The sequence below is a fragment of the Paraburkholderia rhynchosiae genome, assembly GCF_002879865.1.
In the GTDB taxonomy this organism is placed as follows: Bacteria; Pseudomonadota; Gammaproteobacteria; order Burkholderiales; family Burkholderiaceae; genus Paraburkholderia; species Paraburkholderia rhynchosiae.
On record NZ_PNXY01000013.1, the window covers coordinates 46,947 to 62,903 of the forward strand.

Genomic DNA, 15,957 nt, shown 5'->3' on the forward strand with positions numbered 1-15,957 from the left:
TCTTCTATTCATTTATAGCGCAGCCGGCGGCATCATGGCCTCATCAAGACCAGCCCGGAGACACTGGCGCCATGAAAGTATCTATTCTGCCGCTTCAACGCGCGCTCGACGCGCGTGCGGGCGACAACCTGCTCGACCTCCTGCGGGCCAACCAGATCCCTGTTTCGTATAGCTGCATGTCGGGCCGCTGCGGCACATGCCGTTGCCGCGTGGTTTCGGGCAGCGTGCTCACGGCCGGCAGCGGCGAATCGAATGCACCAATCAACATGGGCGAGTCGGTGCTGGCGTGCCAGACGACCCTCGTCGACGATTGCGCGATCGAAATTCCGGAAGTCGACGAGATCGTCGTTCATCCCGCGAAGATACTGAAGACGACCGTGCTGTCCATCGAGGACATGACCCACGACATAAAGCGTCTGCGCCTGAAGCTGCCCAAGGCATTCGAATTCTCGCCGGGACAGTACGCGAATCTTCAGTTCACGCCGCAACATGCGCGGCCGTATTCGATGGCGGTTACGCAGAACCCCGACGAGATCGAATTCCACATTCGCGTCGTGCCCGATGGCAGGGTCACCTCTTACGTTGCAAACGAGTTGAAGGTCGGCGACAGCGTGCGCGTGAGCGGTCCTCTGGGCACGGCATATCTACGCCGCAAGACGACAGGTCCCATCGTATGCATCGCGGGCGGCACGGGACTCGCGCCGATTCTCGCGATTCTGCGCGGCATCGAGCAGGCCGGCATGGACAACGACGTGCATGTCTATTTCGGCGTGCGCTCGAAGGCCGACATCTACGGCGAACCGTGGCTCGATGAATTGCAGCGCCGGCTTGGACGTATGCGCTTTCACGTCGTCGTTGCATCGGGCAAGCAAGTGGACGACTACCGCAGCGGCGTCGTCACGCAGGCCGTGAGCGACGACTGGAGCGACATGAAGGGCTGGAGCGCATACGTGGCCGGCGCGCCGGTTATGGTCGACGCCGCTTCGATCCTGTTGCGACAGAAAGGGGTTCAGCCTGAGCGGATCTATGCCGATGCGTTTCATTCGAGTGGCGTTTGATCTGTGCGCGTGGGCACGCATCGTCGCGCCATTAATCATTCTTGGAGACAACACATGATCGAGGCACCCGTTGCTTTCAGGCAGCCGGCATGGAAGGACGAAGGCAGTAGCCGCATCCCCTTTGCCGCCTATACAGACGACGCCATCTACAGGCGCGAACTGGAGCGCTTCTTTTATTCCGGGCACTGGTGCTACGTAGCGCTGGAAGCCGAAATACCGAATCCTGGCGATTTCAAGCGCACCGTCATCGGTGAGCGTTCCGTTATCGTCACGCGGGCTGCGGACGGCGAGGTCCATGTCGTCGAAAACGTCTGTGCGCATCGCGGCGTGCGCTTCTGCCGCGAGAAGTCCGGCAACCGGAAGGATTTCACGTGCCCGTATCACCAGTGGAACTACGACCTGAAAGGCAACCTTGTCGGCGTGCCTTTCCGCCGCGGCGTGAAGCTCGACGGCAAGATCAACGGCGGCATGCCGCCGGATTTCGATCCGAAAGAACACGGTCTCACGAAGCTGAAGGTTGCCGCGCGCAATGGTGTGGTGTTCGCATCGTTCGATCATGACATGCCGTCGCTCGAGGACTACCTTGGTCCGACGATCCTCGGCTATTTTGATCGCGTTTTCGACGGACGCAAGCTCACCATTCTCGGCTACAACCGGCAACGCATTCCGGGCAACTGGAAACTGATGCAGGAGAACATCAAGGACCCGTATCACCCGGGCCTTCTGCACACGTGGTTTGTCACCTTCGGCCTCTGGCGCGCCGACAATAAATCCGAACTCAAGATGGACGAGCACTTCCGTCACGCCGCGATGATCTCGGCACGCGGCACCGGCGGCAAAGGCGACGTGACGAGCGGCGTATCCAGCTTCAAGGAACAGATGACCCTGCACGACGACCGCTTTCTCGACGTGGTCAAGGAAGAGTGGTGGGGCGCCCCGACCGCCGTCATGATGACGCTCTTTCCGAGCGTGATCATCCAGCAGCAGGTCAATTCCGTTTCGACACGGCACATCCAGCCGAACGGCCATGGTTCATTCGATTTCGTCTGGACGCATTTTGGCTTCGAGGAAGACAGCGAGGACATGACGCAGCGGCGGCTTCGCCAGGCGAACCTGTTCGGGCCGGCTGGGTTCGTCTCCGCGGACGATGGCGAGGTGATCGAATTCTCGCAGGAAGGCTTCGAGCAGAAGCCGTTTCACCGAACCGTCGCGGAACTGGGCGGGCGCGAGGTCGCCGACACGGACCACATGGTGACCGAGACGCTGATCCGCGGCATGTACCGCTACTGGCGCCGTGTGATGGAGGCTTGAGATGCTCGACTTCAATACCTATCAGCAACTGCTCGCGCTCTATGCCGACTACGCCGCCGCGCTCGACAACAACGAACTGGACAAGTGGCCGGAGTTCTTTACCGACCAATGTGTGTACAAGGTGCAGCCTCGCGAAAACTTCGAGCGCGGCTATCCGCTCGCGACGCTTTCGTTCGAGAGCCGCGGCATGCTGAAGGACCGGGTCTTCGGCGTGACCGAGACGATCTTTCATGACCCGTACTACCAGCGGCATGTGGTGAGCGTGCCGCGCATTTTCGAAGCCGACGCGCAACGGATTCGCGCGGAAGCGAACTATGCCGTGTTCCGGACCAAGCCCGACGACATATCCACTGTGTTCAACGTGGGGCGCTACATCGACACGATTCGCCGCACGGATCACGGCTTGAAGTTCGAGTCGCGCATCTGTGTGTTCGACAGCGAGATGATTGCCAACTCGCTGATTTATCCGATTTGAGGTTGCTCATGACACAGCAATGGACAAGAGTTATCGAACTGGTTGAAGTACCGAGCGACGATGTCGTCGCAGTGCAGGCCGCCGGCAAGGAACTGGCTATCTACGGCGTCGGCGGCGAAGTATTCGCCACCGACAACATCTGCACGCACGGTCACGCGCGTCTGTGCGACGGTTTTCTCGAAGGGCATGAAATCGAATGTCCGCTGCATCAGGGCCGTTTCGACATTCGCGATGGACGCGCCATGTGCGAACCGCTCACGAGCGATATCCGGAGCTATCCGGTCAGGATCGAGGCGGGCAGCGTGTTCGTCGATATCGACAATCAATCCTAGGAGACGCACATGAGCGCGCAAACGCAGCAGGACGAACGCACAGCCTATTACGAACGGATCGCCCAACAGCGGCTCACACCGCTGTGGGAGTCGTTACATAACCTCGTGCCGAAAGCGCCGCGCCCGCAAGCCCAGGCCGCCATCTGGAAGTACGCGGAGATCCGCGATCTGGTGTTGCAGTCGGGCGCGTTGATCAGCGCCGAGGAAGCGGTCCGCCGCGTGCTCGTGCTCGAGAATCCCGGGCTGCCGGGCAAATCGAGTATGACGCCGACGCTTTATGCCGGCCTGCAACTGATCCTGCCGGGAGAGATTGCGCCGAGCCACCGGCATACGCAATCCGCGCTGCGCTTTATCGTCGAAGGGCAGGGCGCATGGACGGCCGTGAACGGCGAGCGCACGACCATGAAGCCCGGCGACTTCATCATCACACCGTCATGGACGTGGCACGACCACGGCAATCCGTCAGTCGACGAAGGCGGTGAGCCCGTGATCTGGCTGGACGGCCTCGATATTCCGCTCATTGCGGCGCTCGATGCGGGATTCGCCGAGACGTACCCGGAATCGACGCAACCGGTGCTGCGCCCGGAAGGCGACAGCTTCGCCCGCTTCGGACACAACATGATGCCGGTGAGGCATCGGGCCACGGACCCCTCGTCGCCGATCTTTAGCTATCCGTACGAACGCAGTCGCGAGGCGCTCGACGTGCTCTACCGGAACGGCGAACTCGACGCCTGGGACGGCGTGAAGCTGCGCTATGTGAATCCCGCGACTGGCGGCTGGCCGATGCCGACTATCGCGACGTTCATGCAATTCCTGCCTGCGGGATTCGCGGGCCGCACCTATCGCAGTACGGATGCCACGATCTATTGCGTCGTCGAAGGCGCGGGGACGGCGCGTATCGGCGACACAGCGTTGCCGTTCGGGCCTCACGACGTGTTCGTCGCGCCGTCGTGGCAGCCTGTCGCGCTCGACGCGTCGACCGACTGCGTTCTGTTCAGCTATTCGGACCGACCCGTTTTGTCTGCGTTGAATCTGCTGCGCGAAGAACGCGTGTAGATGCTGCATGTCAGCGGCGGCGCGTGTCCACCGTGCGAGCGAGGCGCGTGTGATTTTCCACCATTTCAATCAAGCGAGTTCCCTCATCATGTCATTCGTTTTTCCTCCTGAAGCACCTGTTGCCCTGCCCGTTGTCGGCAGCGATGCCCAGTTCGCCGTGCGCCGCGTCTACTGCGTAGGCCGAAACTATGCCGCCCATGCGCGCGAAATGGGCTTCGATCCGGATCGCGAGCCGCCGTTCTTTTTCTGCAAGCCCGCGGATGCCATCGTGCCGGTCGCATACGGCGAGACGCTGGCGCTGGAGTATCCGTCGCAAACCGGCAATTATCACTATGAGGCCGAACTGGTAGTGGTGATCGGCAAAGGCGGCTCGGATATCGGCGTGGATCGCGCACTCGATCACGTGTGGGGCTATGCAGTCGGGCTCGATATGACGCGCCGCGATCTGCAGATGAAGATGCGCGAGATGGGTCGTCCTTGGGAAATCGGCAAGGCTTTCGACCGCTCGGCGCCCGTCGGTCCGATCCATCCCGTTGAAGACGTCGGCCATTTCGCCGCGGGCGGCATCTGGCTCGACGTCAACGGCGTCACGAAACAGAAAAGCGACGTGTCGCATCTGATATGGTCGGTAGCGGAGACGATCGCGGATCTGTCGAAGTTCTTCCACCTGCAACCGGGCGATGTGATCTTCACCGGCACGCCCGAGGGCGTTGGCGCGGTCAACAAGGGCGACACGATGACCGTCGGCGTTGACCGGCTTGGCGAGCTTACCGTTGCGGTCGTCTGAGACGGAGGAACGCGCGATGCAACTTCATAGTTTCTTCAACAGCTCGACTTCGTACCGCGTGCGCATCGCGCTCGCGCTGAAAGGGCTCGCTTACGACTATCAGCCCGTCAACATTCGTGTGGGGGAGCATCGCGCCGAGCGGTACGTGGCCGAGGTCAATCCGTCGGCAACGGTGCCCGCGCTGCAAGACGGGGACTTCACACTCGGCCAGTCGCTCGCGATCATTGATTATCTCGACGCGCGGTACCCCGAGCCGCTGCTGATTCCCAATGAGCCCGCGCTACGGGCGCGTGTGCTCGAGCTGTCCTCGCTGATCGCCTGCGACATGCATCCGGTCAACAATCTCCGCGTGCTCGGCTATCTGCAGACGGTGCTGAAGGTGTCGCCCGAACAGAAAGACGCGTGGTACAGGCACTGGGTGTCGGAAGGGATGAAAGGCGTGGAGCGGATTCTTGAGCGTCATGGAAGGGGCGCGTGGTGCTTCGGCGAAGCGCCGACGCTGGCCGACTGCTGCCTGATCCCGCAGATGGCGAACGCGCAGCGCATGGGTTGCGATATGAGCGGCTTCCCGTTGAGCTTTGCCATCTATGAGCGCGCGCTGAAACATCCCGCTTTCGACGTCGCGCAGCCGCAGAAGCAGCCCGATTTTGTGACGCCATAAGTTTAGGTTTCCAAACTTAAGCCCGTGCCAGGGGTTTTTCACTGCGCAACACTCGACGCGGTGCGTCCGCTGAATATCAGCCGGGCGCACCGCGTTTTGCGTTTAGAACTTGTGCCGCAGTCCGACGCGAAGCCCCAACTGTTTGTTGCTTGCCGATGGCGTAAAACCGCTGACATTGGCGACCGCCGACTGCCCGAGCGAGTCATGCCCACTCGCGCGTTGCAGCACGGCGAGCGCATACAGGTCGGTGCGCTTCGACAGGTTGTAGTCCGCGCCGAGATCGAGCTGCATGTATTTGGCGCCGCCGTCGCCCTTGACCGAATTGCGCTGCGTGTAGTCGAATGCAATGCCCGTCAGCAGCGTCGGCGTGATGCGCACGCGCACGCCCAGTTCGCCGCTCGTGAAAATGGCATTGCCCGTGTAGCCGAGCGGATTCGGTCCCGACGCCGAGCCGAGCGATTCGAAGCGCGTATTCGTCACGACTGCGCTGACCGTGGTCTGGCTCATCGTGTAGGCGATGCCCGCGCCGATGATTTCCAGCGTCTTCGCCGACGCATATCCTGCCGATCCGGGCGACGCCTCGGGCGTGGTGGCCGAGCCGAATGAGCCGATGTTGTTCGCGGAAGCAAGGCCCTTGTTCGGCGTATTGCCGTAGAACGACACGTTCGGATCGCGTGCATTCAGGTAGCCAGCGCCGAGGGCGAGCGATCCACCGTTGTAGCTGACGCCGAGCGACCATATCTGGTTCTGTGTCGTGCTGCCCGCTACGCCGCCGAGACTATACAACCCGCCTGCGCGGATGCCGTGGAAAACAGGCGTCGTGAACTTGATCGAATTGTTGATGCGATTCGTATTGCTGAGATTATCGACGTCGTTCAGATGCGACGACATGTAGCCGCCCCACACGCCCGACGCGCCGAACTGCTGCACCGACTCCACGAGCGGATCGTACTGGCGGCCCGCTGTCAGCGTGCCGTAGCTGGAAGACAGTAGACCCACATACGCCTGACGCCCGAATTCCGCGCCACCTTGTGCAAGGGCACCGCTATTGGCCATGAAGCCGTTCTCGAGCACGAAGATGGCCTGAAGTCCTCCGCCGAGGTCTTCGGCGCCGCGCAAACCCCAGCGGCTGCCGGACAGGCCGGTGGCGTGCGCATCGGTGAGGGCGAACTGACTGGCACCCTTCGGATGCCCGCCGGTCTTTCCCGTCTGCGCACTGTTGGTGTAACTGATGCCAACGTCGATCAGGCCATACAGTGTGACGCTGCTTTGTGCGTGCGCGGCGCCTGCCGAAAGGGCAAGAGCGCAGGCAGCGGCGTGCCTCTTCATAGAAGTCTCCAGGTGTTGTGCGAAAAGTAAAACGCGCCTCGACGAGGCATGCGGGAAGCGATGGCGCCGGCTTGAGCCGGCGCCCGAAGTGACAGATCAGGACGGAGTCAGGCGACGGCCGATAGCGTGCGATGACGTGCCGTGTGGACGCCGCACGCGTAGATTGCGGCGGAAGCGATCGCAGCGGGAACCGCGACGATGAGAAACAGCACCGAAAAGCCGATGTCCGCGCCGAGCAGCACGCCGCCGAAGAGCGCACCGCAGACCGAGCCGAGCCGCCCGATGCCGAGCGCCCAACTGATGCCGGTCACGCGGCTCGCGGTCGGGTAGTAGCGGGCCGCGAACGCGTTGGCGCCGATTTGCGAGCCGCTGATGCAGAAGCCGACGCCGGCAACCGCCACGGCAAGCAGTGCGCCTTGCGCAATGCCCGTCAGGGCGAGAAATAGTGCGCCGGTCGCGTAGGCAAAGCCGAGAACTGCAGTCGGCGCAAAGCGGTCCATGAGCCGGCCGATGACCAGCGCGCCAACCGTGCCGCCGATCTGATACACGACGCCGATTCGCGATGCGACAGCGAGCGACAGGCCGGCGTGATGGATCAGCGTCGGCAACCAGTTCGTCAGCAGATAGACGATCAGCAGGCTCATGAAGAACACGGACCAGAGCAGCAACGTACCCGTGCGGAAACCGGGCGCAAACAGCTGTCTCAGGGGCGAGCCTTCGGCCTTGATCTCCTGCAGGATGAAGCGCGTATTTCCGTCGACCGGCAGCGGTGCAATGCGCTTCAGCAGCGCTCCGATCTTCGACGAGGGGTAGTCTTTCGCGACCATGAAGCGCACGGATTCCGGCAGCAGGATCACCATGATGGGCACGAGCACGAGCGGCAATACGCCGCCAAAGAGGAGGACGCTGCGCCATCCATGATCGGGCATCAACTGGGCGGCCACGACGCCGCCGAGTCCCGAGCCGAGCGTGAAGCCGCAAAACATCACGGTGGTGAGGAAGGATTTGCGGCGCTCCGGACAATATTCGGAGGTAAGCGCAATTGCGTTCGGCATCGCGCCGCCCAGCCCAAGACCGGTGATGAAGCGAAGCGCGATCAGCGCGCCGACGCCGGGTGACCACGCAGCGGCCAGACTTGCTACGCCGAAGAAGGCGACCGTTGCGACGAGCGTCTTCTTTCGTCCGATACGATCGGCGAGCGGGCCGAAGAGCAGTGCGCCGACCATCAGGCCGCCAAGGCCCGCACCGAACAGCGTCCCCAGTACGGAAGCGCCGATGTGCCACTCGCGCATCAACGCGGGAGCGATGAACCCGACACAGGCGGTATCGAAGCCATCGACGGCGACGATGCAGAAACAGAGGAGCACTACTCTCCACTGGAACGAAGAGAAAGGCTGCGCGTCGAGCCAGCCGCGAACGTCGATGACGGGGGAAGGTGAATTCATGCGTTGTCTCCAGACGGCATTTATCGTTTTGCTATGCCGTGCAAGGTAAATGGCCGGTCGCCTGCTCGTCTATGGAAGCAGGTGAATAGTCGACATTCACGATAGTTATTTCACGCGTCTGGCCGACGCGTGATGCACGGGGGAGGACAACGGCGGCGGTGGGAGCGCCGTCTTTGCGACAGGCGGTCATGGCGCGGTGGATGAAGTCCGCGCCAGGGGATTCCATTACGGGAGTACCCGCTCAACGGTCTCTAATACTTGTTGTGCGCGGGTTGACCCGGCTCCCTGTAAAGCATCTGCTCGCTCAGAGCGCCAACTGCAAAAGGTCAAGATTCAGACTTCGTCGGCGGGCGCGGTCAGCTCTTCCTCCAGCCTGTCCAGCAACACGAAAATATCGGACAGATTCTTCTTCAGTGCCTTCAGCGCCGTTGGCGAAAGATTGCCGATCGCCACAGCTTCAAAGTGTTGAGCGATCGGCACGAGTTGCTGAAGCAGTTTGTCTCCCGCACTCGTCAAATTGATCGCCACCGTGCGAGCGTTGTTCTCCAGCCGACTGCGCGATACCAGCTTCATTTTCTCCATCGTCCCGATCAGCCTGGACAGTGTCGAAAGCTCGATGGTCGTCATATCCGCGAGATCGTTCAGACGTTGTCCGGGCACCTCGTGAAGCGCAGCCATAACCCGGTACATCGGCAAGGTCACGCCGTAGGACGCTATGCGGCGCGAGAAAAGCTCACCCATGCGAACGCCCACGCGGGCCAGCAGGTAAGGGAAAGAATCGGTCAGCTTGTACACGATGGGGCACCTCGTTGTCGATTGACAGATTCTATCAAGCAACAGTTTCCACCTCATTATTTTCATTGCCAACAGTTGCAAATGAAACTATAGTCGCTTCAACACGGTGCCTTGAAGCCCGGATTCCAAAGGAGACGTCATGGATACGCCCGTCGTATCGCTTCCACCCCAAACCGCTGCTTCCTTCCGGGCTGCCATGCGCCGGATTGCTTCGACTGTGACTATCGTGACTGCTTCGGACGGCGAACGCCGTCACGGAATGACGATGACGGCCGTCAGTTCGTTGTCGATGGACCCGCCCTCGATGATCGTGTGTGTGAACCAGACGACGTTCCTGCACGACATCCTGATGTCGGCGCGAGTCTTCTGCGTCAATGTCCTCAGACACGATCAGGCCGATGTATCGACTGCGTTCAGCGGGGCCACCCCGCCTGCGGAACGTTTCGATATCGGTGCGTGGAAACGCAATGAGCCCGGTATCGACTATCTGACAACGGCACAGGCGAATATCTTTTGCACCAAGGTCGCGGCTTTTCCGTTCGGTACACACACCATTTTTATCGGTAAAGCGGACGAAGTTCTCTTGAACGAAGACGACCGCCCGCTCCTGTACAGGAACGCTGCTTATTGTTGAGCGCATGGAGGCCGACCGTCTTTTCGGACCGGAACGCCATAGCGGGAATTGATATCTGGAGGGACATTATGTTTGTTGCAGAAAAAGAGGACCGCGCGACTGGCGATGCGTTGCGGCCTACAGCGGAACACATCCGTACTAGCGTGTCGGCACTGAGCGCGGTGCTGAAGTCCCGCGCTCAAACGGTTGAAGCTGAACGGCGCGTTCCAATGGAAAACATCGAGGCTTTGCGCGCGGCGGGTTACTTCGACGTGTTGAAGCCGAAGGCATTCGGTGGTCTCGAGTACGACTTCTCCACGCTCGTAGATCTGAATGTCGACCTCGCCAGAAGCTGCGCATCCACGGCGTGGGTCGCGGGCCTTCTCGCTGCGCATCAATGGTTGGTCGCGGGATTTCCTGAGCAGGCTCAGCACGACGTGTGGGGCAGCAATCCTAACGCGCTTGTTTGCGGTTCCTACGCGCCGGCCTGTCAGGCGCAGGCAACCGAAGGGGGTTACCTGATCAGCGGGCGATGGAGTTTCGCGAGCGGCTGTGAATGCGCTCAATGGTCCCTTTGCGCCGCAGTCATTCCCCCGGACGGTGACCGGGATAAGCCTGCTCCCGCTTTCCTGCTGGTTCCCGAATCCGATTACGTCATCGACGATACCTGGCACGTTGTAGGATTGGCCGGTACAGGCAGCAAGACGCTGGTTCTCGATAATGTGTTCGTGCCGAAGCATCGCCTGCTTTTCTTCTCGGAGACAACGAGCGGACAAACGCCGGGGGCGCAGACCTATCGCGAGAACCCAGGTTTTTCGATTCCGATGCTCACTGCGATTCCGTCCTGCCTCGCCTCGGTTGCAGTAGGCGCCGCGCTGGGCGCGCTGGAAGACTACCTCGAGCGCACGGCGCGGCGCGTGACGCGAGGCGCGGTCGCCGGCGCACAGAATCGCATGGCCGAATTTCCGACGATCCAGTTGCGCGTCGCCGAGGCTACGGCCAGTGCGGACGCCGCGAGAAAGATTCTGTTGAGCGACCTGCGCGAGCGGGAAGCCACGGTTTATCAGGGCGAACGCGTTTCTGTCGAGGAGCGCATTCGGAGTCGTCTCGGACAGGCATTCGCCGTTTCCCTCGCGATTCGCGCAGCGGAGGCGCTGAACGCGTCGACGGGAGGGCAGGGCCTCGATCTCTCGCATCCCGTTCAGCGCGCCTGGCGCGATGTCAATGCAGTGGGGCGCCATATCAGCATGAACTGGGATACGGTAGGAACCATGTACGGCCAGATGGCGCTCGGGCTCGAGCCCAAGGGTCAATACTAATACGATCGGAGCATCGCATGTCTTTCAAAGCAACCAGGAAAATTGCGCTCGAAGAGCACTTCGCAATCGACGCAACGGTTCAGGATTCCGCCGGTTTCGTGCCGGCCTCATATTGGGTAGAACTCAAGGCGCGCCTGCTGGATATCCAGGGCCGGCGTATCGATGAAATGGATCAGAACGGTGTCGACCTCATGATCCTCTCGCTCAATGCGCCGACCGTACAGGCTGTGCCGAATATCAAGGATGCGTACGACCTGTCGCGCCGCGCGAATGACTTTCTCGCCGAGCAGATCGTGAAGCGCCCGGACCGGTTCAAGGGTTTTGCCGCATTGCCCATGCAGTCTCCGGAACTCGCCGCGCGTGAACTCGAGCGCTGCGTCAAGGAGCTGAATTTCGTCGGCGCGCTGGTCAATGGTTTCTCGCAGCTCGAAGGTTCTGACGCAGCGCTTTACTACGACTTGCCCCAGTACCGGCAGTTCTGGTCAGTCGTTCAGAACCTCGATGTTCCTTTCTATCTGCATCCGCGCAATCCGCTCGCCTCGCATGCGCCGATCTATGATGGACACTCGTGGCTGCTCGGTCCCACGTGGGCTTTTGGTCAGGAAACGGCGGTGCATGCGCTGCGTCTGATGGGCTCGGGTCTTTTCGACGAGTATCCGGAATTGAAAATCATCCTCGGACATATGGGAGAAGGTCTGCCCTATAGCATGTGGCGCATCGACAACCGCAATGCGTGGGTGAAGACCGAGCCGAGCTATCCCGCGAAAAAGCGCATCGCGGATTACTTCCACAATAACTTCTGGCTGACCACGTCCGGCAATTTCCGGACTCAGACGTTGATCGATGCAATGCTCGAGATCGGTTCCGACCGCATTCTGTTCTCGACGGACTGGCCATTCGAGAACGTGGATCACGCGGCTCACTGGTTCGACGAAGCCGCTATCAGCGACAACGACCGGATCAAGATCGGAAGGACCAATGCAGCGCGCCTGTTCAAGCTGGAGCCGTAATGGTCCTGACTGAATGCGGCAGGCCATGAAGCGGTGAAGCGGTGAAGCGGTGAAGTGAAGGATACTGGCACGGGCATCGGCAGCGCCGATTAGCCACGCTGCCTGATACGAAAATACAAAATGGAGTGAGACACATGCACAACGATTCGATCGATGTGAATGATGAACTATCGGATGCGCCTGTCGGCAGGATGCACATCAAGCTTGGCATTCTGCTCGCCTTGATGACGCTATTCGACGGCTACGATACGTTCAATCCTGCGTACGTGATCCACTATGTGCGCGGACCCTGGCAGTTGTCGCTACAGCAGGCGGGATTGCTGGTTTCGAGCGGACTGGTCGGCTTCCTTTTTGGAGCCGCCATTCACGGTGCGATTGCTGACCGGTTTGGCCGCCGCATCACGCTCATCGCGGGGCTGTGGATTACCACCGTCTTCTCCGTGCTGACGGCACTCGCAGCAGACACTTTCGCCAGCTTCTGCACACTGCGCGTTTTGACGGGGCTCGGTCTGGGCGTTCTGTTGCCGCTTGCCACCACCTACATCAATGAACTCGCGCCGAGGCGCGTCGAGAACACTTTTGCGTTGTGGGGCGTGGCCCTGGGATGGGCTGCAGGCGGCGCCGCGGCGGGACTCGTGGGTGTGTTTCTCACGCCTCACACCGGCTGGCAGGGACTGTACTGGATCGGCTCGCTGTCCATCTTGCTGATTCCTTTCGTGCACCTCTATCTGCCGGAGTCGCCGAAGTTCGCGCTACTGCGCGGCCGTGAAAGCGAAGTCAGGGACATTCTTGCGAAGCTGCGACCGGAGCGCGCGCATCTTTATCAAACGCTTTCGATCAGGAAGCCGCTCGTACCGGAGAAGGCTCCCGTTCTTGCGCTGCTGGCCGCTCCATACCGCCGGCTTTCCATCGCCATCTGGTTGACGAGCTTTCTCAGCCTTTTTTGTATCTTCGGCCTTTCCGGATGGATTCCGACGCTGATGCAGGCGCGTGGCGAGAGCTTTGGTGCGAGCTTCGCGTTCGGTGCGTTGATGCAGGTGATGTCGTTCGTAGGCGGCCTGGTGTGCGGACGTCTCGTCGACCGGACGGGGCGTCCGCGGTTCTGGCTTTGCATGTGGTGGGCCGCAGGGGCTTTGTCAGTGCTGGCGCTCGTTTTTCTGCAGTCGCACTGGGTCAATCTGATTTGCAGTGCAATGGCCGGTTTCTGCATCATCGGCGGCCAGTTTGTTCTCAACAACTTTACGGCTGCCTCCTATGAAACGCGGATGCGGGCGACCGCCGTGGGCATGGAGCTCGCCGTCGGGCGACTTGGCGCGATTCTCGGGCCGTTTATTGGCGGAGCGTTGCAACAGATGTTCGGCGGCACACAAGCGATGTTGCTCGCCATCGTCATCGCAGCGGGCGGCGCGGCAATGACTGTGCGGTTTGCCACCAGATCGGCCGGTTGCCGCTTCGATAGCCGCGGTGAGGCTGACGATGTGGCAACGGCAACTGGCATTACCTCCACGAACGGGCTGAACCAGGAAGTGGGTTAGCAGCGGCTATAGCCACGCTGTCGGCGCATTCAATAAAAGCGGTGCAAATTAATAGTAGAACTAATGGAGACTTCGTAATGAAAAAGGCGGTGTGTGGTGGTGCGGTTCTCGTGACGGCGTTGTCGGCGCATGCGCAGAGCAGTGTGACACTTTATGGCGTTGTCGATGTGGGTATGAGCTATCAGAACAGCGCGCAGACAGGAAAATCGGGCGGTCACGTGAACGGGAAAAGCCTGGTTGCGTTGACTGACGCACATGCGACAGGTTTGTCGGGTAGCCGCTGGGGCCTGCGAGGCGCCGAAGATCTCGGCAATCAGCTCAAGGCTATCTTCGTGCTGGAGAATGGCTTTATGGTCAATAGCGGCGCGCTGGCGCAAGGCGGGGCCGAGTTCGGCCGGCAGGCATATGTGGGGCTGTCGTCGCCGAACATCGGCACCATGACGGCTGGCCGCCAGTACGATCCCGTGGTCGAGTCGATCCAGCAGTTTTCGGCTCCTTACTGGGCTGGGTATATGTCGTCGCATATCGGAGACGTCGACAATCTCGCGAATACCAGCCGCATCAACAATTCGGTCAAGTATACGACGCCAAGCTTCGGTGGACTGAAAGCCGGAGCCCTTTACAGTTTCGGCGGAGTGGCGGGCAGCCAGTCGCGCAATCAGATCTGGTCGCTCGGTGTCAGTTACAACGGAGGCGCGTTTTCTGCGGGCGCCGGCTACCTGAATGCACGTAACCCGAACGTCTCGTTCTATGGAAACACGCCGAACAAGGGTCTCGCGACGGTGAACAACATCGGCTCGCTCGGCTCGGCGACCGCACCGCAGGCGCTACCGGCCTACGCCGGCTATGCGTCGGCCAACACGCTCGAAATCATCGGTCTGGGGGCTTCATATGCGCTGAGCCAGACAACGGTCAGCGCGGTCGTTACCAACACGCGCTTTGAAGGTCTCGGATCAGCTTCTGGACCAAACCCGTTTGGGTACCGTGGCAATGCGGTTTTCACGAACGCGGAACTGGGTGTGCGGACGTTGATTACACCGGCGCTGCTGGCCGGCGTCGCATTCGACTATACGACGCGTAATTCCGTCAAGGGCGATGGGGGAGCCAAGTACATGCAACTGAACTTCGCAATGGACTACAGTCTGTCAAAGCGCACCGACATCTATGCGCTAGTGGCGTTGCAACGGGCGACTGGTCGCGATTCGCTCGGACAGTCGTCCGTCGCTGCCATCAGCGGATTTTCGCCTTCGGCCACGGACAAACAGGTCGGCCTGCGCCTCGGCATGCGTCACAAGTTCTGAACCGGTAGAAGTGGGAGATTACGATGCGCAACGTCGACGAAAACACCATCACACAGATTGTGTTGGCAAGACATGCTGAAGGGGCAAATCCCCGCCTCAATCAGATCATGACGAGCCTTGTCCAACACCTGCACGCATTCGCTCGTGAGGTCAGATTGACCGAGGAGGAGTGGTTCAAGGGAATAGAGTTCCTCACGGCCGCCGGCCATATCACCGACGATAAACGCCAGGAGTTCATTCTCCTGTCGGATACGCTCGGTCTGTCGATGCTCGTCACGGCGATGAATAACCGCAAGCCGGAGGGATGCACCGAGTCCACTGTGTTGGGTCCGTTCTTCGTCGCCGATGCGCCCGGGTATCAGAATGGCGACGACGTCGCGAACGGTGCGAAAGGAGAGCCTTGCTTGGTCACGGGAAGAGTGAAGGGGCTCGACGGTGAGCCCGTCGCAAACGCCATTATCGACGTATGGCAGGCTGACTCCGACGGCTTCTACGACGTGCAATACGAGGGCAACGCCGACGCGCTCGGTCGTGGAAGGTTGCGTAGCCGCGCGGACGGTTCATTCAATTTCCGTTCCGTCACGGCCGAGTCGTATCCGATTCCGTATGACGGCCCCGTCGGAAAGATGCTCGAAGCGCTCGGTCGTCACCCGTGGCGGCCCGCGCATCTGCATTTCATGATCGAAGCGCCAGGCTACGAGCGCCTGATCACACACGTCTTTCGCTCGGGAGACCGGTATCTGGATTCGGATGCGGTGTTTGGCGTGCGCTCCTCTTTGATTGCCGACTGGCAGCAGCACGACGCCGGCATCGCACCGGATGGTACAAAGATCGATGTTCCATACAGCACGCTGGATTTCACATTCGTGCTCAACCCTGCGCATGAAAGCGCGGTGTGAACCATTAGTCCAGGTTATCTGACTCTCCAGG

The 15,957-nt window shown here is 60.6% G+C and carries 16 protein-coding genes; 13 read left to right on the forward strand and 3 right to left on the reverse strand.

Features of this window, described 5'->3' with window-relative positions:
• Nucleotides 1-71: 71 nt before the first annotated feature.
• The 7 genes from C0Z16_RS19000 to maiA all read left to right on the forward strand — a co-directional run bounded on the left by C0Z16_RS19000 (nucleotide 72) and on the right by maiA (nucleotide 5,680).
• A complete protein-coding gene (locus C0Z16_RS19000) occupies nucleotides 72-1,058 on the forward strand; it encodes an FAD-binding oxidoreductase (RefSeq protein WP_102633669.1) in 987 nt (328 codons plus the stop codon).
• Nucleotides 1,059-1,112: 54 nt separating this feature from the next.
• Nucleotides 1,113-2,369 (forward strand): aromatic ring-hydroxylating dioxygenase subunit alpha, encoded by a 1,257-nt coding sequence (locus C0Z16_RS19005; RefSeq protein ID WP_102633670.1) that lies wholly within the window; start codon nucleotides 1,113-1,115, stop codon nucleotides 2,367-2,369.
• A 1-nt stretch (nucleotide 2,370) separates the two neighbouring features.
• Entirely contained in the window at nucleotides 2,371-2,844 is a 474-nt protein-coding gene (locus C0Z16_RS19010) for an aromatic-ring-hydroxylating dioxygenase subunit beta (RefSeq protein ID WP_102633671.1), read from the forward strand.
• A gap of 8 nt (nucleotides 2,845-2,852) precedes the next feature.
• The gene (locus C0Z16_RS19015) at nucleotides 2,853-3,176 is read left to right on the forward strand and encodes a non-heme iron oxygenase ferredoxin subunit (RefSeq protein ID WP_102633672.1); all 324 of its coding nucleotides are present in this window, start codon (nucleotides 2,853-2,855) and stop codon (nucleotides 3,174-3,176) included.
• A gap of 9 nt (nucleotides 3,177-3,185) precedes the next feature.
• Nucleotides 3,186-4,232, forward strand: a complete 1,047-nt coding sequence (gene gtdA, locus C0Z16_RS19020; RefSeq protein WP_102633673.1) for a gentisate 1,2-dioxygenase — start codon at nucleotides 3,186-3,188, stop codon at nucleotides 4,230-4,232.
• Nucleotides 4,233-4,320: 88 nt separating this feature from the next.
• Nucleotides 4,321-5,019 (forward strand): fumarylacetoacetate hydrolase family protein, encoded by a 699-nt coding sequence (locus C0Z16_RS19025; RefSeq protein WP_102633819.1) that lies wholly within the window; start codon nucleotides 4,321-4,323, stop codon nucleotides 5,017-5,019.
• Nucleotides 5,020-5,035: 16 nt separating this feature from the next.
• Nucleotides 5,036-5,680, forward strand: coding sequence for a maleylacetoacetate isomerase (maiA, locus tag C0Z16_RS19030; protein WP_102633674.1), 645 nt, complete (start codon nucleotides 5,036-5,038; stop codon nucleotides 5,678-5,680).
• A gap of 102 nt (nucleotides 5,681-5,782) precedes the next feature.
• Here maiA and C0Z16_RS19035 read toward each other — a convergent pair whose 3' ends face one another.
• The 3 genes from C0Z16_RS19035 to C0Z16_RS19045 all read right to left on the reverse strand — a co-directional run bounded on the left by C0Z16_RS19035 (nucleotide 5,783) and on the right by C0Z16_RS19045 (nucleotide 9,249).
• Nucleotides 5,783-7,009, reverse strand: a complete 1,227-nt coding sequence (locus tag C0Z16_RS19035; RefSeq protein ID WP_102633675.1) for a porin — start codon at nucleotides 7,007-7,009, stop codon at nucleotides 5,783-5,785.
• A gap of 107 nt (nucleotides 7,010-7,116) precedes the next feature.
• Nucleotides 7,117-8,454 carry an MFS transporter gene (locus C0Z16_RS19040; protein ID WP_102633676.1) on the reverse strand — a complete coding sequence of 446 codons (1,338 nt, stop codon included), beginning with the start codon at nucleotides 8,452-8,454 and terminating at the stop codon, nucleotides 7,117-7,119.
• 333 nt (nucleotides 8,455-8,787) lie between these two features.
• Entirely contained in the window at nucleotides 8,788-9,249 is a 462-nt protein-coding gene (locus tag C0Z16_RS19045) for a MarR family winged helix-turn-helix transcriptional regulator (RefSeq protein WP_027802460.1), read from the reverse strand.
• Nucleotides 9,250-9,388: 139 nt separating this feature from the next.
• On the opposite strand from C0Z16_RS19045, the gene C0Z16_RS19050 reads away from it, so the two are divergent.
• The 6 genes from C0Z16_RS19050 to C0Z16_RS19075 all read left to right on the forward strand — a co-directional run bounded on the left by C0Z16_RS19050 (nucleotide 9,389) and on the right by C0Z16_RS19075 (nucleotide 15,926).
• Nucleotides 9,389-9,883, forward strand: coding sequence for a flavin reductase family protein (locus tag C0Z16_RS19050; protein WP_167403547.1), 495 nt, complete (start codon nucleotides 9,389-9,391; stop codon nucleotides 9,881-9,883).
• A gap of 68 nt (nucleotides 9,884-9,951) precedes the next feature.
• Nucleotides 9,952-11,181, forward strand: a complete 1,230-nt coding sequence (locus tag C0Z16_RS19055) for an acyl-CoA dehydrogenase family protein (protein WP_102633677.1) — start codon at nucleotides 9,952-9,954, stop codon at nucleotides 11,179-11,181.
• 17 nt (nucleotides 11,182-11,198) lie between these two features.
• Complete coding sequence (locus tag C0Z16_RS19060; RefSeq protein WP_102633678.1) at nucleotides 11,199-12,191, forward strand: amidohydrolase family protein; 993 nt, start codon at nucleotides 11,199-11,201, stop codon at nucleotides 12,189-12,191.
• Between the two features lie 134 nt (nucleotides 12,192-12,325).
• Nucleotides 12,326-13,726 (forward strand): MFS transporter, encoded by a 1,401-nt coding sequence (locus C0Z16_RS19065; RefSeq protein WP_102633679.1) that lies wholly within the window; start codon nucleotides 12,326-12,328, stop codon nucleotides 13,724-13,726.
• Nucleotides 13,727-13,803: 77 nt separating this feature from the next.
• Nucleotides 13,804-15,027, forward strand: a complete 1,224-nt coding sequence (locus tag C0Z16_RS19070) for a porin (RefSeq protein ID WP_102633680.1) — start codon at nucleotides 13,804-13,806, stop codon at nucleotides 15,025-15,027.
• Nucleotides 15,028-15,050: 23 nt separating this feature from the next.
• A complete protein-coding gene (locus C0Z16_RS19075; protein ID WP_102633681.1) occupies nucleotides 15,051-15,926 on the forward strand; it encodes an intradiol ring-cleavage dioxygenase in 876 nt (291 codons plus the stop codon).
• Nucleotides 15,927-15,957 lie beyond the last annotated feature (31 nt).

What these genes read in the sequence shown, in the direction of transcription:
- C0Z16_RS19000 (WP_102633669.1), top strand. Translation starts at nt 72, where the DNA reads ATGAAAGTATCTATTCTGCCGCTTCAACGCGCGCTCGACGCGCGTGCG.
- C0Z16_RS19005 (WP_102633670.1), top strand. Translation starts at nt 1,113, where the DNA reads ATGATCGAGGCACCCGTTGCTTTCAGGCAGCCGGCATGGAAGGACGAA.
- C0Z16_RS19010 (WP_102633671.1), top strand. Translation starts at nt 2,371, where the DNA reads ATGCTCGACTTCAATACCTATCAGCAACTGCTCGCGCTCTATGCCGAC.
- C0Z16_RS19015 (WP_102633672.1), top strand. Translation starts at nt 2,853, where the DNA reads ATGACACAGCAATGGACAAGAGTTATCGAACTGGTTGAAGTACCGAGC.
- gtdA (WP_102633673.1), top strand. Translation starts at nt 3,186, where the DNA reads ATGAGCGCGCAAACGCAGCAGGACGAACGCACAGCCTATTACGAACGG.
- C0Z16_RS19025 (WP_102633819.1), top strand. Translation starts at nt 4,321, where the DNA reads ATGTCATTCGTTTTTCCTCCTGAAGCACCTGTTGCCCTGCCCGTTGTC.
- maiA (WP_102633674.1), top strand. Translation starts at nt 5,036, where the DNA reads ATGCAACTTCATAGTTTCTTCAACAGCTCGACTTCGTACCGCGTGCGC.
- C0Z16_RS19035 (WP_102633675.1), bottom strand. Translation starts at nt 7,009, where the DNA reads ATGAAGAGGCACGCCGCTGCCTGCGCTCTTGCCCTTTCGGCAGGCGCC.
- C0Z16_RS19040 (WP_102633676.1), bottom strand. Translation starts at nt 8,454, where the DNA reads ATGAATTCACCTTCCCCCGTCATCGACGTTCGCGGCTGGCTCGACGCG.
- C0Z16_RS19050 (WP_167403547.1), top strand. Translation starts at nt 9,389, where the DNA reads ATGGATACGCCCGTCGTATCGCTTCCACCCCAAACCGCTGCTTCCTTC.
- C0Z16_RS19055 (WP_102633677.1), top strand. Translation starts at nt 9,952, where the DNA reads ATGTTTGTTGCAGAAAAAGAGGACCGCGCGACTGGCGATGCGTTGCGG.
- C0Z16_RS19060 (WP_102633678.1), top strand. Translation starts at nt 11,199, where the DNA reads ATGTCTTTCAAAGCAACCAGGAAAATTGCGCTCGAAGAGCACTTCGCA.
- C0Z16_RS19065 (WP_102633679.1), top strand. Translation starts at nt 12,326, where the DNA reads ATGCACAACGATTCGATCGATGTGAATGATGAACTATCGGATGCGCCT.
- C0Z16_RS19070 (WP_102633680.1), top strand. Translation starts at nt 13,804, where the DNA reads ATGAAAAAGGCGGTGTGTGGTGGTGCGGTTCTCGTGACGGCGTTGTCG.
- C0Z16_RS19075 (WP_102633681.1), top strand. Translation starts at nt 15,051, where the DNA reads ATGCGCAACGTCGACGAAAACACCATCACACAGATTGTGTTGGCAAGA.